The organism is Kitasatospora sp. NPDC053308 (assembly GCF_055585785.1).
In genome coordinates this window covers 283402-300333 of the sequence record NZ_JBVJJY010000008.1, presented here as the reverse complement: position 1 = coordinate 300333, position 16932 = coordinate 283402, and the positions used below count along the sequence as shown (strand labels likewise).

Genomic DNA, 16932 nt, shown 5'->3' with positions numbered 1-16932 from the left:
GAGGCCGATCGGCCTCCCACCCCTCTCCGCCGTCCTACTGGCCCCGGAAGTCCGAGAGGTCCAGTGCGGCCAGCCGCTGCGGGTCGGCGAGCACGTCGATCCCGACGACCGCGCCGTCCACGACGGTGAACGCCATGATCGACAGGGCCCGGCCGTTGTCGCCGATGACCACGGCCCCCGCGGTGCCGTTGACCAGTGCCGGGCGGGCGAACGGCGACAGCGTGCCCCACAGCACGGCCTGTCCGGCCACCGTGGCGGCGCCCGAGAGCACCACCGTGTGCCGGGCCATGACCGCCCCGCCGTCCGAGCGCAGCACCACGTCCGGGTGGAGCACGGCCAGCAGCGCGTCCAGGTCCCCGTTGCGGGCGGCGGCGAAGAAGGCGTCCACCACCACCCGCTGCCGGCCGAGGTCCGGATCCGGCGCGGGCGCCTGCCCCCGCACCTTGCGCCGGGCCCGGGCGGCCAGCTGCCGGGTCGCGGCCGCCGTCTTCTCGATCAGCGGGGCGATCTCGTCGAACGGCACGGCGAACAGGTCGTGCAGCACGAAGGCGACCCGCTCGGCCGGCGACAGCGACTCCATCACCACCATCAGGGCCAGCCCGACCGAGTCCGCGAGCACCACCTCCTGCTCGGGGTCCGCCACGCCCTCGCGCCGCAGCAGCGGATCCGGGATGCGCGGCGGCCCCGGCTCGCCGTCCGGCCCGGCGGGCTCCAGCGGCTCCTCCCGCCGCTGGGCGCGGGCGCGCAACAGGTTGAGGCACACCCGCGAGACCACCGTGGTCAGCCAGCCGCCGAGGTTCTCCACCCCGGCGGTGTCGGTGCGGTCGTACCGCAGCCAGGCCTCCTGCAGGGCGTCCTCGGCCTCGCTGATCGAGCCGAGCATCCGGTAGGCGACGGCCTTCAGGTGCGGGCGGTGCTCCTCGAACCGCGCGGCCCGGGCGGATTTCGCGTCCACCGTGTCGTCCACGTGTCACATTCCTTCGTCGCCGGGGGTCAGGGCAGCAGGAGCAACCCAACAACGGCTGCGGCAGGGAGATCAACTCCCCGCCCGGGGCGAATCGGAGACGATCGTGACGAACGACCTGATGCTGGTCACCGGCGGGACCGGCACCCTCGGTACGCAGGTGGTGCCGCTGCTGCGCGCGGGCGGACACCCGGTGCGCGTCCTCAGCCGGCGGGAGCGGGCCGCCGCCGGCGGCGTGACGTACGTCCGCGGGGACCTGCTCGGCGACCCGGCCGAGGCGGCCGCACGGCTGGACGCGGCGCTGGCGGGCGTGGACACCGTGCTGCACCTCGCGGGCGGCCCGAAGGGCGACGACATCGCCACCCGGCTGCTGGTCGACGCCGCCCGGCGGGCCGGAGTGCGGCACCTGGTGTACATCTCGGTGATCGGCGCGGACCGGATCCCGCTCGGCTACTTCCGGGCCAAGCACGCGGCCGAGGAGGCGGTGGCCGGCTCGGGACTGCCGCACACGGTCCTGCGGGCCGCGCAGTTCCACGACCTGGCGTTCACGGTGGTCGAGAAGATGGCGAAGCTGCCGGTCGTCCCGGCCCCCGGCGGGGTCCGCTGGCAACCCGTGGACGTGCGTGACGTCGCCGCCCGGCTCGTCGAGTCGGCCCTGGCCGGGCCGGCCGGGCGGGTGCCCGACCTGGCCGGGCCCGCGGTGTACGAGATGGGCGAGCTGACCAGGCGCTACCTGGCGGCGCGGGGCCGCCGCCGACGGCAGCTGCCCGTACGGGTCCCGGGCAAGGTCGGGCGGGCCTACCGGGCCGGCGACAACCTGACCCTGGCCGGGGCCGAGCACGGGCGGCGGACCTGGGAGGAGTACCTGGCCGAACGGCTGCCGGCCTGAACCGTCGGCCCGGACCGCCGGCCCGAACCGTCGGCCTGGACCGCCTTGTCCGGACCGCGGGCCTGGACCGCCGGCCCGGACCGCAGGCCCGAACCGCAGGCCTGAAACCCGGCCCGCCTGAACCGCTGCCGGTGCCCGGCGATTCCCATCGGCCGTAGTCCTGTCGGCGGTGCGCCGTAGGGTGGCCGCCATGTCCCTCCTCGACGCGATCCGCGCCACCCCCGTCGCCGGCGCCTACCTCGCCTGGCCCGGCGAGTTCGACACCTCCCGCACCTACGAGCACGTCGAGGAGGTGGTGCTCGCCTCCGGGGAGGCCCTGGAGGTGGTGGCCAAGGACGGCGCCGGCGGCACCTACTTCCTCTGCGGCGAGGGCGGCGAGGAGCGGCCCGTGCTGTACGCCGACTCCGAGGGCGGCGCCGCCCTGCTGGCCGTCGGGCTGCCCGAACTGGTCCGGCTGCTGCTGGCCGCGCCGTTCTGGCGGGACTGCCGGGGGCTGACGGCGCGGGAGCACGCCGAGGCCGTCGCCGATTACCTGGAGGACGACCCGGAACTGCTCGCCGACCGGGGCCCGGCCGCGGCCGCGCTCGGGCTGGAAGTCCCCACCGCGGAGCAGGCGTTGGGGCGGCTGCGGGAGGTCGCGCTCGGCCTTGGGGGGTCGTACGCGCTGCTCAACGCCAAGGAGGGGAACGCGTACCGGCCGCTGCTCACGGCGTAGCGGGCCCGGTCCCGGCCGGCCGGCGTCGGTCAGGTCGGTCGGGTTCGGCCGGGCCAGTCCGGGGCGGCCCGGGTCCGCCGCGTCCGGACTTCGCCGCCCGTGCCGTGGCCGTTCAGGCCTTGGCGGCCGCCAGGACGTCCGCCGTCGTCACCACCTTGGCGAAGCGCATCGCGTGCAGCGTGGTCGCGGTGGCGCGGGCCAGTTCGGCGGCCGGGACGGTGGTGCCGTCGGGGCCGGTCATGTCGAAGGAGTGCATGGCGTCGGTGGGGAAGACCGCGTCGTAGCCGAGGTTGCCGGCCATCCGGGCGGTGGTCTCGTTGCACACGTTGGTGATGATCCCGGTGACCACGACCTGGCGGGCGCCGCGCCGCTGCAGCCAGGCGTGCAGGTCGGGGGTGCCGTAGAAGGCGCTGTTGACGGTCTTGGTGATGTGCAGCGCCGGGGTGAGCGCGGCGACGAAGTCCTTCAGCTCGTACCCCGGGGTGCCCTTGGCCAGCGGCCCGGCCGTGGAGGCGTGCTGCACGGTGACGATCGGGCGGCCGGTGGCCTGCCAGGCGTCGGCCAGCTCGGCCATCCGCTGCTCGGCCCGCGGGTTGTCGCGGGGGCCCCAGAAGTCGTGGTCGTCGAAGCCCTTCTGGACGTCGATCAGGACCAGCACGGCGTCGGGGTCGAGGGTGAGCGGGGCGTCGAAGGCGTCGGTGTTCGTCATGCGTCCATCGTGCTGGCCCGCGGCCCTTGGACGTGAGGGGCGGAGACGACACCCATCGATAGGTTCCTGCCATAGGTTTCCGCCATGCGAACCGTGGGGTGTCTGATCTTCGACGGGGTCCGGGCCTTCGACTACGCCGTGATCGGCGAGGTGTGGGAGAACCGGAGCTCCCGGCCCGGGCTGCCCGCCTTCGACCTGCGGATCTGCGGACCGGACGGCGCCCGGGTACGGCTCGGCGGCGGGCTGGAACGCGTTCCCGACCACGGGACGGCCGCGCTCGCCGACTGCGACCTGGTCGTCGTCCCCGGTGTCGAGGACCCGGGCGCCGACCGCGACCCCGCCGTCCTCTCCGCCCTGCGGGCCGTCCGCGCCCGCGGCATCCCGATCGCCTCCCTGTGCGCGGGCGCCTTCGTCCTCGCCGAGGCCGGCCTGCTCGACGGCCGCGAGGCCACCACCCACTGGGCGCTCGCCCCCGAACTCGCCCGCCGCTTCCCGGCGGTGACGGTCCGGCCCGAAGTCCTCTTCACCGGCGGGGACGGCCTGTGGACCTCGGCGGGCGTCGCGGCCGGCATCGACCTCTGCCTGCACCTCGTCCGCAGCGCCCACGGCCAGCGGGCCGCCGCCACCATCGCCCGCGCCATGGTCACCGCCCCCTTCCGGGCCGGCGGCCAGGCCCAGTTCATCCCCACCCCGGTCCCGGCCCCCGCCGCCGACGACCCGCTCGCCCGGGTCCGCGCCGAGATCCTCGCCTCCCTCGACTCCCCCTGGACCGTCCCCCGGATGGCCGCCGCCGCCCTGATGTCCGAGCGCACCTTCGCCCGCCGCTTCGCCGCCACCACCGGCACCACCCCGACCCGCTGGCTCCTCGATCAGCGCGTCCTGACCGCCCAACGCCTCCTGGAGGAGACCGACCTCCCCGTCGACACCATCGCCACCCGCTGCGGCTTCACCTCGGCCGTCTCCCTCCGCCCGGTCTTCACCGCCCGGGTGGGCGTGGCCCCCCGGGAGTACCGCCGCTCCTTCCGCGGCCGGGAGGAGGGCTAGGGAGGGAGGGCTGGAAAGGGGTGGCGGCCCTCAGCGCCGCCACCCCTTCTGGCTTCTCGGCAGTGGGGTGGTGGTTCGTTGAGCCAAACCGCTCGGTGGGGTGAAGTCCGGTGGGGATCCTCCGGGGGTTCGGCGGGGGTCCTGGGGATAGGGGTCGGGGCGGGGCGGTCGTCGGTCGGGTGGGGGTTCAGGCCGCGGGGGAGTCGCGCAGGAGCTTCTTGTCCGGCTTGCCCACGGCCGTCAGCGGGATCTCGTCCAGGACGCGCAGGGCCTCCGGGGCGTACATCCGCCCCTTGCGGGCGGTGACGAAGGCGCGGATGTCGGCCAGGTCGGGCCGCTGTCCCGGGGCGGGGACGACGGCGACGTGGACGTGCTCCGTGTCCTGGGCGTCGCGCACGCCGTAGACCGCGCACCGGGCGATCGCCGGGTGGGTGAGGAGCAACTCCTCCACCTCGCTGGGGTAGACGTGCCCGCCGACCACGATGATCGTGTCCTTGACGCGGTCGGCCAGGTAGAGGTAGCCGTCCTCGTCGAGGTAGCCGATGTCGCCGGTGTCCAGCCAGCCGTCGCGCAGCACCTCGGCGGTGAGGTCGGGCCGCTTCCAGTACCCGGCCATGACGGTGGCCGAGCGGACGTGGATCTCGCCCTGCGCGCCCGTCGGCAGGTCGGTGCCGTCGGCGGCGCGGATCGCCACCTGCACGCCGGGCAGCGGCCTGCCGACCGGGAACCGGCCGTCGTGCCCGGTCCGGTCGTGCTCGTGCGGGGCGAGCATGGCGATGTTCTGCGCCTCCGACTGGCCGTAGCCGCTGATCAGGATCGGTCCGAACACCTCGATCGCCTCGCGGATCCGGGCCGGCGAGGCGGCGCAGCCCCCGTAGGAGACCCGGCGCAGGCTGGACAGGTCGGTGCGGCCGATCGCCGGGTGGTCCAGCAGCTCGTGGAGCAGCGGCGGCAGGACCCAGAGGTCGGTGATGCGTTCGCGCTCGACCGCCGCCAGGACCTCGCCGGGGTCGAAGCGGCGCTGGAGGACCACCGATCCACCGCTGTGCAGGGTCAGGTCGCAGAACAGGCCGGCGAGGTGGGCGAGGGAGGTGGCGGCGAGGAAGCGGGGCGGGCCGGCGTCCGCGCCGCCGTACTGGAGGTCGAAGACGCTCCGGTAGGGGCCGTGCAGGCTGAGGATGCCCTTCGGGATGCCGGTGGTGCCGCCGGTGTGGCGGATGCCGAGGTCGTCCTCCGGGCGGATCCGGACGGCGGGCGGTTCGGCGGGGTGGCGGGCGGAGGCGGCGAGGGCGTCCTCGCCGAACGGCTGCGCGCCGGGGCCCGGGCCGAGGGTGAGGACGGTCGGCACGTCGACGAGCGGGAGCAACTCGGCGGCCGTCGCGTACCGTTCGGCGTCCACGAGCAGGAGGGCGGTGTCGACGCTCGTGGTGATCTCGGCGAGGGTCGGCGCGCTCATGCCGTCGTACAGGTTCACCACCCGCGCACCCGCCAGTCCGGCGGCGTACCGGGCGCTCAGCGCCTCGGCGGTGTTGCCCGTCAGCAGGGTCACGGTGGTGCCGCGGGCCGCGCCCCGGGCGGCGAGTTCACGGGCGAGGCGGTAGGTGGCGGCGGCGAAGTCGCCGGCGGTGACCACCCGGCCGTCGGCGGTGGTGACGGCCCGTCTGGCCGGGTCGGCGGCGAGCGAGCGCAGGATGAGGGCCGGAGCGCTGGTGAACTCCGTTTCTCCGGTGGCTACTTGGCGGGTTTCGTTCGCAACCATGGGCACAGCCTAACCTCGTGCTTCGGATCGATCGGGACGTCATGGAATCGCGCCGGACGACGGGCCGCTCGTGGTCGGTCGGCCGGCCTGCCGGTGCGGCCGGTGCGGGTGGTCCGGGTGGTGGCGCGCGGGAAGTCGGTGGGGCCGACGTCCCGCGCGCGGGTGGGGCGGTGGCGCCCGGGGCCGCGGACGTCAGCGCTGGATCTCGGCCCGCGCCCTCTCGTCGGGCGTGCCGATGTCCCAGAAGCGGATGGTGCCGCGCGCGCCGGCGTAGGTGCCCGTGCCGCCGGTGACGGCCATGTCGAGCGGCGCGGTCGCCCCCTTCGTCCAGAGCGACTGCACCGTCAGGGAGCCGCCTCCGACCTCCAGGGTGAGCACGCACTGTGCCATGACGTCGCCGCCGTGGATCTGGACGACCTGGCACGACCCGCCCCCGCGTCCGACGCTGCGGCCGTCCATGACGGCGGTGCCGGAGTAGACGTCCAGGTCGCCCAGGCTCGGGCCGGCCGGGCCGAGGTCCACGGCCTGGTACTGGTCGTTGCGCACCGTGAGTTCGAGGACCTCGACGTGACCCCTTCGCGGGCCGTCGGCGTCCGCGGTGCCCGCCGCGGCGAACCCGATCGCGGCGGTGGCCAGGGCGGCGGCGACGAGCCTCCTGGCCGTCACGTACCCGGTGCGGCGTCCGTCGGTGACCATGGTGGATCCCCCTCGTTCTGCGTCTCCCGCATCTCCTGTGCGGACTTCCTCGACGCTACGACCGGTGGACCGCTCCTTTCCAAGACCAATCCCGCTATGACGTCATGACCCCGCGGGCATGACCGTCGCGGCCGCCGGGAGGCCGTCCGGTCCGGCGGGGGCGGGGTGAGCCGCGGTGGGCCGGGTCCGGAACGCGTCCAGGGGCGCGTCCCGGTGCGTCCGGCGTGGGACGCACCGGGACGGGGACGGGGTCGGGGGGAATTGGTCGGAGGCACCCCTCCGGGTGGTCTATAGTTAACCCATCACCCAGATGCGCGGGTGGCGGAATAGGCAGACGCGCTGGATTCAGGTTCCAGTGCCCGAAAGGGCGTGGGGGTTCAACTCCCCCCTCGCGCACAGCGAACGGCCGGTCGATCTTCGGATCGACCGGCCGTTCTGTCGTGTCGGTGCCGGTCGGAACGGTGGTTGAGCGCCGGCGCCGGTCCGTGCCGATCGGGCCCGGTCCGGCCCGGTCCGCGCCGGTCCGGATGCTCCCTCGATCGGGGGAGGTCGGCCACGAACGGGCTGGCGATACTGATATCCATGATCAAGCTTCTTCGGCCGCTGCTGCGCGGTTCCACCTACACGGGTGCGTTGTTCGCTGCTCTCGGGGCCCTGGCGGCGTTGCCGTCGGCGCTGGTCGCGCTGGTACCGGTGGCCGGGATGCGGGCGGACCCGTACCTGCTGCCGGCGGTGCTGTCCCTCGCCCTGTGGGTGGTGCTGATCGGGGCGGCGGGCCTGCCCGGCGTGACGCGCCGGGCGCTGGTGCGGGGCACGCGGCTGCTGCTGCGGGTGGCCGTGCCGGATCCGGTCCAGGGGGTCGCGGGCGAGCGGTGGCGCACTCCGGTGTTCCTGGTGGTGCAGGTGCTGTCGGGGTGGGTGCTGCTGTTCGGCGGGAGCGTCCTGCTGACGATGGCGGTGGCGCTGCCGGGCGGTTGGGCCTCGGGCGATGCCCGGGTCAGTCTCTTCGGTTGGTCCACGGACCTGACGGGCGGCTGGAGTTGGCTGGTGTCGGCGCTCTGCCTGGTGGGCGCGGCGGCGCTGCTCGTGGCGGTGTCGGGCGGTCTGCGATGGCTGGCGCCCCGGCTACTGGGTCCGTCCTCGGCGGAGCGGCTGGCGAAGGCGGCCGAGCGGGAGCGGGCGCTGGCCGAACGGAACCGGCTGGCGCACGAGTTGCACGACTCGATCGGACACACGCTCACCGCGGCGACCATCCAGGCGGCCGTCGCGGGCGAGGTGCTGGCCGCCGATCCGGTGGCGGCGCGGGCGGCCATGCGCAGCATCGAGGAGTCGGCCCGGGCCGCACTGGAGGACCTGGACTACGTGCTGGGCGTGTTGCGGGAGGAGGACGCGGCCACCGCGCCGGCCCGGACCCTCGCGGACCTGCCCGAACTGCTGGAACGGCTGCGCCACGCGGGCGCGGTGGTGGAGCCGGAGGTCCTCGGTGACCCGGAGCGGGTCCACGGGGCGGCCTCCCGCGCGGCGTACCGGATCCTGCAGGAGGGCCTGACCAACGCGCTGCGGCACGGGGCGGGCGGTCCGATCCGGCTGCGGGTGGCGGTGGCGGCGGAGGGGCTGGAGCTCGGCGTCGAGAACGAGGCGAAGCCGGGGCCGAGCGGTTTCCCGACCTCCGGCCACGGCCTGCCCGGCCTCGCCGAGCGGGTGCGCCTGCTGCACGGCGAGTTCGAGGCCGGCCTCCACGGCGAGGGCAGCGGCCCGAAGCGCTGGAGGCTGGCCGTCCGGCTGCCGGTACGGTCGGTGGCGTGAGCAGCCCGGAAGCCCCCGTCACCGTCCTGATCGCCGACGACGACCCCGTGACCCGCAGCGGCCTGGGTACCCTGCTGGGCGCCCAACCGGGCCTGGAGGTGGTCGGACACGCGGCGGACGGGGTCGAGGTGGTCGAGCGGGTCCGGCGGCTGCGGCCGGACGTGGTGCTGATGGACGTACGGATGCCGCGTCGCAACGGGATCGAGGCGACCCGCGCGCTGCTCGACGAAGCCGACCCGCCGAAGGTCGTCGTGATCACCACCTTCGAGAACGACGACTACGTCACCGCCGCCCTCAGCGCCGGGGCCAGCGGTTTCGTGCTGAAGCGGCGACCGGTTCCGCAGATCGCCGAGGCGGTGCGGGTGGCGGCCGCGGGGGAGGCGATCCTGTTCCCCGCCGCGCTGCGCCGGATGGTGGCCGCCCGTCCGCTGGGCCAAGCCGAGGCGCTGCCCCGGGCGGCGCTGACCGGTCGGGAGGAGGAGGTGCTGCGGCTGATGGCGACCGGGGCGTCGAACCCGGAGATCGCCGAGTCGCTCGCGGTGAGCCTGGAGACGGTGAAGACGCACGTCGGGAACGTGCTGACCAAGCTCGGCGCGCAGAACCGGACCCACGCGGTGGTGATCGCGTACGAGTCCGGGCTGGTGGTGCCGGGCCTGCAGGGCGGGTGACCGCACCGCCCGAGGACCGCGCCGGCGGCCGGGAGCGTGAGGCCGCGCGAGCCCGCGCCGCCGCCGGCGAGGCCACCTCCCGTCCGGTCGGCGGAGGGTCGGCGGGAGGGTCGGCGGACGGTCCGCGGGTGGTCGGCGGGTGGTCGGCGAGCGCGGACGGTCCGCGGAGGGTCCGCGGGTGGTCGGCGGACGGTCGGCGAGCGCGGCGCGGCCGGGTCGGGCCGGACCGGGGCCGGCGCCGTCCGGCGACGCCGTCCGACGCGCCCGAGTACCTGGGTGGGAGCGCCTGCCGTGACTGCCGTCGAGACCCCGGGGCCCGAGTCCGTCACCGCCCGGGCGCTGTTCCCGGCCGCCGCCGACGGCGTGACCACCCTGCACCGGCGGTGGCGGCTCCGAGCGCGCCGGCCGCGTGACGGCAGGCGGTCGGGCCGCCGGGGAAACCGGTTGCCGCTCGGCGGGCCCGGCCGCGAGGATCCTGTGCGTGTCCGAGACGACGGCGTTCGACGGGGCCGCGCTGCGGCCCTACCCCAAGATCCCCGCGCGCGGCCGCACCGGCGGGCCCGGCGGCCGCGAGTGGACCGCGACGGAGAAGGTGCACGGCGCGCACTTCGCGGTGGTCTGCGAGGGCCGCTCGGTGCGGCCCGCGAAACGGCGCGAACTGCTGGACGACGAGGGACTGGACGGCTTCTTCGGGGCCAGCCGGATCTGGCCGGGGCTGGCCGTCGCCGCGGCCCGGTTCGCCGCCGCGCTGCGCGCGGCCTGGGGCCCCGACGCCACGGTGACGGTCTACGGCGAACTCGCCGGCGGACGCTACCCGCACCCCGGGGTGCCCGCCGCCCCCGGCGTCGACCCGGTGCAGACCGGCGTCTGGTACCACCCCGGCCTGCGCTGGCTGCCGTTCGACGCCACCGTGGAGACGCCCGGGGGCCGGTGGTGGATCGCCGACCGCGCCCTGCGCGCGACCGCCGGCACCGCCGGGCTGACCTGCGTACCGCTGCTCGGCACCGGTGCGCCGAACGCCCTGCAGGACCTGCCGGTGCGGTTCCCCAGCCGGGTGCCGGCGCTGTTCGGGCTGCCCGAGCTCGCGGACAACCTCGCGGAAGGGTACGTCCTCAAGCCCGCGGGGCAGTGGCAGGAGGACGGTGCGCCGGGGGCGCGGGCGCGTCCGCTGGTGAAGGTGAAGCAGCGGGCCTTCGCCGAGGACGCGCGCTACGGCGGCGCCCGCCCGTACCTGCCCCCGCCGGAGGGCGCGGCCGGGGTGCCGGCCTGGCTGCTGGTACGGGCGGCGGAGCTGCTCACGCCCGCCCGGGCGGCGGCCGCGGTCGGCAAGCTGGGGCCGCGCACGGCGGCGGAGGCGGTGGCGGCGGAGATCGCGCAGGACGCGGCGGAGGAACTCGCCGAGGCCCTGGGCGGGTTGGAGGCGTCCGTGCTGACGGCGCTGCGGCGCTCGCTGGAGCCGGGGGCGCGGGCGCTGGCGGCCTTCGACGCCGAGGACCGGCGCGGCTCCTGATCCCCGCCCGCCGGTTCTCCGGAAAGGCCGCCGCAGGACCTCCGGGGGAATTCCCCGGAGAAATCTCCCGGCCGGTGTCGAGGCGCCGCTCCGCGGCTCCGACTGAGAGGTGACGGCGCGCCGGAGGGGCGCGCGGGACCGGAGGGACACCGAGATGAAGTACGTCGCGATGATCTACGGCAACCAGGCCACGTGGGACGCCTTCCCGGCCGAGGAGTGGCCGGCGGCGATCGCCCGGCAGGAGGCGTTCAACACCAGGTACCGGGAGACCGGCGAGCTGATCGGCGCGTACGGGCTGGCGGACGCGGCCGCCGCGCAGCTGGTGCGGCGGGCCGAGGGCGTGCCGGTGGTCACCGACGGGCCGTACCTGGAGACCAAGGAGTACCTGGCGAGCTTCTACCTGCTGGACTGCGAGAGCCTGGAGCGCGCCCAGCGGATCGCGGCCGACATGCCGTTCGCGGACGTGGAGCCGGTGGAGCTGTGGCCGATCCTGCACGAGTCGCCGGCCAACGAGCCGTCGGCCGGCGCGTGAGCGAGCCGAGGGAGGTCGAGGGCCTGCTGCGCGAACTGGCGCCGCAGGTCCTCGGCACGCTGGTGCGGCGGCACGGCGGGGCGTTCGACGCGTGCGAGGACGCGGTGCAGGACGCGCTGCTGGCCGCCGCGCTGCAGTGGCCGCGGGAGGGCGTGCCGGTGAGTCCGCGCGGCTGGCTGGCGGCCGTCGCCGACCGGCGGCTGGTGGACCGGGTGCGCAGCGAGGCGGCGCGGCGCCGACGGGAGCAGGCACTGGCGCTGGCCACCCCGCAGTCGGAGCTGCTCGCCCCGGCGGCCGACGCCCCCGACCCGGCGGCGGACGACTCGCTCGCGCTGCTGTTCCTCTGCTGCCACCCGGCGCTGTCCGTGCCGAGCCGGATCGCGCTGACGCTGCGGGCCGTCGGCGGCCTGACCACCGCCCAGATCGCCGCCGCCTTCCTGGTGCCCGAGGCGACCATGGCGCAGCGGATCAGCCGGGCCAAGCAGACGCTGAAGGCGGCCGGCGGACGGCTGGTGGCGCCCGCGGGGGAGGGCGGTGCCGAGCGGCTGGGCGAGGTCCGGCACGTGCTGTACCTCGTCTTCAACGAGGGCTACACGGCCAGTGGCGGCGAGGAGTTGACCGTGCCGCGGCTCGCCGCCGAGGCGATCCGGCTGACCAGGCTGCTGCTGCGCCTGGCCCCGGGCGAGGCCGAGACGGCGGGCCTGCTCGCCCTGATGCTGCTCACCGACGCCCGCCGGCCGGCCCGCACCGGACCGGACGGCGCGCTGGTGCCGCTGGACGAGCAGGACCGCGGCCGCTGGGACCGCGAACCGCTCGGCGAAGGACAGGAGTTGATCGCCGCCACGCTGCCGTCCGGACGGCCCGGGCCGTACCAGCTGCAGGCGGCGATCGCCGCGGTGCACGGCGAGGCGGAGACCGCCGGGGACACCGACTGGCCGCAGATCCTGGCGCTGTACGACCTGCTGCTGCGCCTCGACGACAACCCGGTGGTCGCCCTCAACCGGGCGGTGGCGGTGGCGATGGTGCACGGGCCGGCGGCCGGGCTCGCCCTGCTCGACGCCCTCGCCGCCGACCGGCGCCTCGCCCGCCACCACCGCCTCCCGGCGGTCCGCGCCCACCTGCTGGACCGCCTGGGCGCCGATCCGGCCGCCGCCGCCCGCGCCTACCGGGAGGCCGCCGCCCGTACCGCCAGCGCCCCGGAACGCCGCCACCTGACCGCCCGGGCACGGCGGGCCGAGGACGGGGCGAGGACGGTCTGAACGGGCGGGAACGCGCGGCATCGCCGCACCGGGGCGGGTCGAGGGCGGGTTCAGGGCGCGTCGAGAGGGCTTCCGGCCGGGCCGGGACGGCACCCATCATGGGCTCCCGAATCACGGGCTCCCGACCAGGCCGTACCGCCCCAGGAGGCAGAAGAGATGACGATCCCCCTTCCCGTCCGGATCCAGGCCGCCGTCATCCGGGGCTTGTACGCCCTGCCGGAGGGGCTGCGGCGCGCGATCGCGGGCAAGCCGGTGGTGCGGGACGGGCAGACCCTGGCGTTGGACGCGCAGTTGATACTCAAGCTGCAGCGGCAGTCCGGGGCGGCCCTGGTGATGCCGGGCGGGGTGGAGCCCTCGCGCGTCGCGATGGAGCACGCGCGGTACCTGGTGGGCGGGCGCACGCTGGACGAGGTGGCCGCGCGGGCGGTCGGGATCCCGCAGGAGCGGGGCGAGTCGGCCGCCACGCTGTACACCCCGGGCGGTCTGGCGGAGGGGTCCGGCCTGCTGGTCTACCTGCACGGCGGGGGCTGGGTGGTCGGCAGCCGGGCCAGCCACGACCACGTCGCCCGGTTCCTGGCGCAGCGGGCGGGCGTCCGGGTGCTGTCGGTGGAGTACCGGCTGGCGCCCGAGCACGTGTTCCCGGCGGCGGCCGAGGACGCGCTGGCCGCCTTCGACTACGCGCACGCCAAGGCCGCCGACCTGGGCGCGGACCCGGAGCGGATCGCGATCGGCGGGGACAGCGCGGGCGGCAACCTGGCCGCCGTCGCGGCGCAGCAGGCGGTGCGGCGGGGCGGCCCGGCGCCGGTGTTCCAGCTGCTGCTCTACCCGGCGACGGACGCGTCCGTCCGGCGCCCCTCGCGCGACCTGTTCGCCGAGGGGTTCTTCCTGACCAGCGCCGACATGGACTGGTTCGCCGACCGGTACGCGCCCGAGCCCGCCGACCGCACCGACCCGCGGCTGTCGCCGCTGCTCGCCGAGGACCTGACCGGCCTGCCGCCCGCGTACATCGGCACCGCGGGCTTCGACCCGCTGCGCGACGAGGGCGAGGCGTACGCGCGGGCGCTGGAGGAGGCCGGGGTGGCCGTGCGGCTGAGCCGGCAGCCGGACCTCATCCACGGGTACGCCAACTACATCGGCATCGGCCGCCGCTTCCGGGAGGCGACGGCCGAGGCGGCCGCGGCGCTGCGGAAGGCGCTGGAAGCCGCGTAGCGGAGCGGGACGGCCACCGCGCGGCGGAGGCGGGACGGCCACCGCGCGGCGGAGGCGGGAGGGCGGTGGAACGCACCAGGGCGGGGCCTCGACGGGGCTCCGCCCTCCGTCGTGCCCGCACGGGCGCGGGGCGCGGGGCGCGGGGCGCGGTGTCCGGAGCCGGGTCGCGCGCCGGTCGCGCCCCGGTTCACCGCTGCGCGGGGGGTTCTCGGTGGCGGGCTCTTATTGTACCGTCCGTCTAATAAGCGGGTGAGCGGGAACCCGCCGGAGCAGGCACCTGGAGGCAGCCATGGCTCTCGCCCGGCCGACGGAGCACGGCCACACCACCGCCGACGACGACGTCTCGAAGCGGCTGCTGGAGTCGGCCGCCACCCTCTCCTACGACCCGTCGACCGAGATCGACTGGGACGCCCCCCTCCCGGAGGAGCACTACGGCCTCAACCCCGAGTGGAGCACGCTCTACGGCACCCGGCTGTGGGACGAGATGACCGAACGCCAGCGGGTCACCCTGACCCGGCACGAGGTCTGCTCGATCATGAACACCGGCATCTGGTTCGAGATGATCCTCCAGCAGATGGTGCTGCGCGACCAGTACCTCAAGGACCCCGCCAGTGCCGAGTTCCGCTTCGCGCTCACCGAGATCGCCGACGAGTGCCGTCACTCGATCATGTTCGCCCGGGCCTGCGAGAAGATGGGCGTCCCCGCCTACCGCCCGAACAAGGTGATCGCCCAGGCGGGGCGCGCCTTCAAGGCCCTCGCCAAGGGCGAACTGGCCTACGGCGGCATCCTGGTGGCCGAAGAGGTGCTCGACGTCATGCAGCGCGACTGGATGCGCGGCGAGAACGTCCTGGAGATCGTCCGCGGCACCTCCCGGATCCACGTGGTCGAGGAGTCGCGGCACATGAAGTTCGCCCGGCAGGAGATCCGCGAGCGGATGCGGTACGCGAGCCCGGCCCGCCGGCGCACCTCGGCCACCGGCATCGCCGTGGGCGCGTACGTCATCGTCACCAGCATGGTCCACCCCGGCGTGTACAAGGCCGCCGGGCTCGACGTGGGGCGGGCGCTCGCCGAGGTGCGGGCCAACGAGCACCGCAAGGCCATGATGCGCACCAGCTCCCGGCACCTGATGGCCTTCCTCGCCGAGACCGGCCTGCTCACCGGCCGCGCGGCGGCCGTCTACCGCCGGGTGCACATGCTCTGACAGGCGATCCCGCGAACGGGAGACCCGACGACCGAGGCCCGCGCGACCGAGATCCACCACGACCGAGCCCCCGACGACCGAGAGACCGCGCGACCGAGACCCACCGCGACCGAGAGACCGCGCGACCGAGCCCCACCACGACCGAGACCCACCACGACCGAGACCCACCACGACCGAGATCCACCACGACCGAGAGACCCCCGAGACCGATCCCCCACGCGCAGCGAGGACCCCACTCCGGCCATGGCCTACGCGATCACCCAGACCTGCTGCAACGACGCCTCGTGCGTGTCCGTCTGCCCGGTCAACTGCATCCACCCGACCCCGGACGAGCCGGAGTTCGGCACCACCGACATGCTGTACATCGATCCGCGGGCGTGCATCGACTGCGGGGCCTGCGCGGACGCCTGCCCGGTGGACGCGGTGTACCCGGTCGACCGGCTGCGCGGCGCGGACACCGTGTTCGGCGACCTCAACCGGGACTGGTTCCGCGAGCACCCCAGCGACCACGCCTGGGGCCGGCCCGCGTTCCCGCGCAGCCTGCCGGGCGAGCTCGGCGCGCTGCGGATCGCGGTGGTCGGCACCGGGCCGTCCGCCGGCTACACGGCGCAGGAACTGCTGCGCAGCACCAGCGCCGAGATCACGATGATCGACCGGCTGCCGGTCACCGGCGGACTGCTGCGGTACGGCGTCGCCCCCGACCACCAGTCCACCAAGCGGATCGCGGAGAGCTTCGCGAGCGTCTTCCACGACCCGCGGCTGCGGGTGCACCTGAACGTGGAGATCGGCACCGACCTCACCCACCGGGAACTCGCCGCCCACCACCACGCGGTGGTGTACGCGGTCGGCGCGGCGGCCGACCGCCGGCTCGGCATCCCCGGCGAGGACCTGCCCGGCAGCCTGCCCGCGACCGCCTTCGTCGGCTGGTACAACGCCGATCCGACCGTGCCGGCCGACGCGGTGGAGCTCTCGGCCGAGCGCGTGGTGGTGGTCGGCAACGGCAACGTCGCCGTGGACATCGCCCGCATCCTGCTCACCGACCCCGACCGGCTCGCCGCCACCGACATCGCCGACCACGCCCTCGCCGCACTGCGCCGCGGCCGGGTGCGGGAGGTCGTGCTGCTCGCCCGCCGGGGCCCGGAGCAGGCGGCGTGGACCAGGGCGGAGTTCCTGGCGCTGCGGCAGCTGCCGGGCGTCGAGCTGGTGGTCGAGGACCACCCGGAGGTACGCGCCGCCATCGAGGCGGCCGCGGGCGCGCCGTCCGCCGCCGGGGCGCCGTCCGCCGCCGGGGCGCCGTCGGCCGCGCCGGGTTCGCGGGCCGCGTTGCTCGCCGGTCTGCCGCTGGTCCGCTACGACGGGGCGGCGAAGCCGGGTGCGGGGCGGCGGATCGTGCTGCGGTTCTTCTCCGCGCCGGTCGAGCTGTCCGGGGACGGCAGGGTCGAGGCCCTGACCGTCGAGCGGACCGCACCGGTGGACGGGGAGCGGGTCGTGCCCACCGGGGAGAAGGACGTGCTGCGGGCCGGGCTGGTGGTGCGCTCGATCGGGCACCGCGGCGTGCCGGTGCCGGGGCTCCCGTTCGACGAGCGGAGCGGCACGGTCGCGCACCGGGGCGGGCGGGTCGTCGACCCGGCGACCGGGCAGCCGCTGCCCGGCACGTACGTGGTGGGGTGGGCCAAGCGCGGCCCGTCCGGCGGGATCGGCGCCAACCGGGCCTGTGCGCGGGAGACCGTGGACGCGCTGCTGGACGACGCGGCGGCCCGCGCACTGCCCGTACCGGCGGCGTCCCGCAAGGACTTCGACCGGCTGGTGCGGCGTCGGCGGCCGGACGCGGTCGGGTTGAAGGAGCTGCGGGCGGTGGACCGCGCCGAGCGCGAGCGGGGAGCGGCCGAGGGGCGGCCCCGGGTGAAGCTCGCCACCGTGTCCGACCTGCTGGCGGCGGGCCGTCGGCGGTAGGCCCTGCCCGGCGGCGCC

Annotated in this window: 15 protein-coding genes and 1 tRNA gene; 12 read left to right on the top strand and 4 right to left on the bottom strand. The window is 75.8% G+C overall.

What is annotated here, in order from left to right; genetic code table 11:
• Positions 1-34: 34 nt before the first annotated feature.
• The gene (locus ACZ6Y7_RS20695; protein ID WP_465759348.1) at positions 35-967 is read right to left on the bottom strand and encodes a sigma-70 family RNA polymerase sigma factor; all 933 of its coding nucleotides are present in this window, start codon (positions 965-967) and stop codon (positions 35-37) included.
• A gap of 118 nt (positions 968-1085) precedes the next feature.
• On the opposite strand from ACZ6Y7_RS20695, the gene ACZ6Y7_RS20690 reads away from it, so the two are divergent.
• Positions 1086-1853, top strand: coding sequence for an SDR family oxidoreductase (locus ACZ6Y7_RS20690; protein WP_465759400.1), 768 nt, complete (start codon positions 1086-1088; stop codon positions 1851-1853).
• A gap of 190 nt (positions 1854-2043) precedes the next feature.
• The gene (locus tag ACZ6Y7_RS20685) at positions 2044-2568 is read left to right on the top strand and encodes a hypothetical protein (protein ID WP_465759347.1); all 525 of its coding nucleotides are present in this window, start codon (positions 2044-2046) and stop codon (positions 2566-2568) included.
• A gap of 112 nt (positions 2569-2680) precedes the next feature.
• Here the strand turns inward: ACZ6Y7_RS20685 and ACZ6Y7_RS20680 are convergent, their stop codons facing one another.
• Complete coding sequence (locus ACZ6Y7_RS20680) at positions 2681-3277, bottom strand: cysteine hydrolase family protein (protein ID WP_465759346.1); 597 nt, start codon at positions 3275-3277, stop codon at positions 2681-2683.
• Between the two features lie 84 nt (positions 3278-3361).
• Between ACZ6Y7_RS20680 and ACZ6Y7_RS20675 the strand changes: the two genes are divergently transcribed.
• Positions 3362-4321 carry a GlxA family transcriptional regulator gene (locus ACZ6Y7_RS20675; RefSeq protein ID WP_465759345.1) on the top strand — a complete coding sequence of 320 codons (960 nt, stop codon included), beginning with the start codon at positions 3362-3364 and terminating at the stop codon, positions 4319-4321.
• Positions 4322-4508: 187 nt separating this feature from the next.
• On the opposite strand, the gene ACZ6Y7_RS20670 is transcribed toward ACZ6Y7_RS20675, so the two are convergent.
• Positions 4509-6080 carry an AMP-binding protein gene (locus tag ACZ6Y7_RS20670; RefSeq protein ID WP_465759344.1) on the bottom strand — a complete coding sequence of 524 codons (1572 nt, stop codon included), beginning with the start codon at positions 6078-6080 and terminating at the stop codon, positions 4509-4511.
• Between the two features lie 192 nt (positions 6081-6272).
• Positions 6273-6776 carry an allene oxide cyclase barrel-like domain-containing protein gene (locus ACZ6Y7_RS20665; protein WP_465759343.1) on the bottom strand — a complete coding sequence of 168 codons (504 nt, stop codon included), beginning with the start codon at positions 6774-6776 and terminating at the stop codon, positions 6273-6275.
• A gap of 312 nt (positions 6777-7088) precedes the next feature.
• Here ACZ6Y7_RS20665 and ACZ6Y7_RS20660 point away from each other — a divergent pair.
• The 9 genes from ACZ6Y7_RS20660 (at position 7089) to ACZ6Y7_RS20620 (ending at position 16914) form a co-directional block, all read left to right on the top strand.
• Positions 7089-7172: transfer RNA gene (locus ACZ6Y7_RS20660), tRNA-Leu, on the top strand.
• A 186-nt stretch (positions 7173-7358) separates the two neighbouring features.
• Entirely contained in the window at positions 7359-8582 is a 1224-nt protein-coding gene (locus ACZ6Y7_RS20655) for a sensor histidine kinase (protein WP_465759342.1), read from the top strand.
• Positions 8579-9250 (top strand): response regulator transcription factor, encoded by a 672-nt coding sequence (locus ACZ6Y7_RS20650; protein WP_465759341.1) that lies wholly within the window; start codon positions 8579-8581, stop codon positions 9248-9250. The genes ACZ6Y7_RS20655 and ACZ6Y7_RS20650 overlap by 4 nt, the downstream gene beginning before the upstream one ends.
• Before the next feature lie 481 nt (positions 9251-9731).
• Complete coding sequence (locus tag ACZ6Y7_RS20645) at positions 9732-10760, top strand: RNA ligase family protein (protein WP_465759340.1); 1029 nt, start codon at positions 9732-9734, stop codon at positions 10758-10760.
• Between the two features lie 154 nt (positions 10761-10914).
• Complete coding sequence (locus ACZ6Y7_RS20640; protein WP_465759339.1) at positions 10915-11292, top strand: YciI family protein; 378 nt, start codon at positions 10915-10917, stop codon at positions 11290-11292.
• On the top strand, positions 11289-12551 hold the full coding sequence (locus tag ACZ6Y7_RS20635; protein WP_465759338.1) for an RNA polymerase sigma factor: 1263 nt from the start codon (positions 11289-11291) through the stop codon (positions 12549-12551). Before ACZ6Y7_RS20640 ends, ACZ6Y7_RS20635 begins: the two co-directional genes overlap by 4 nt.
• 156 nt (positions 12552-12707) lie before the next feature.
• Positions 12708-13760 (top strand): alpha/beta hydrolase, encoded by a 1053-nt coding sequence (locus ACZ6Y7_RS20630; protein WP_465759337.1) that lies wholly within the window; start codon positions 12708-12710, stop codon positions 13758-13760.
• A gap of 289 nt (positions 13761-14049) precedes the next feature.
• On the top strand, positions 14050-14961 hold the full coding sequence (locus ACZ6Y7_RS20625) for an AurF N-oxygenase family protein (protein WP_465759336.1): 912 nt from the start codon (positions 14050-14052) through the stop codon (positions 14959-14961).
• A 243-nt stretch (positions 14962-15204) separates the two neighbouring features.
• Positions 15205-16914: an FAD-dependent oxidoreductase gene (locus ACZ6Y7_RS20620; protein ID WP_465759335.1), complete on the top strand. Its 1710-nt coding sequence runs from the start codon at positions 15205-15207 to the stop codon at positions 16912-16914.
• Positions 16915-16932 lie beyond the last annotated feature (18 nt).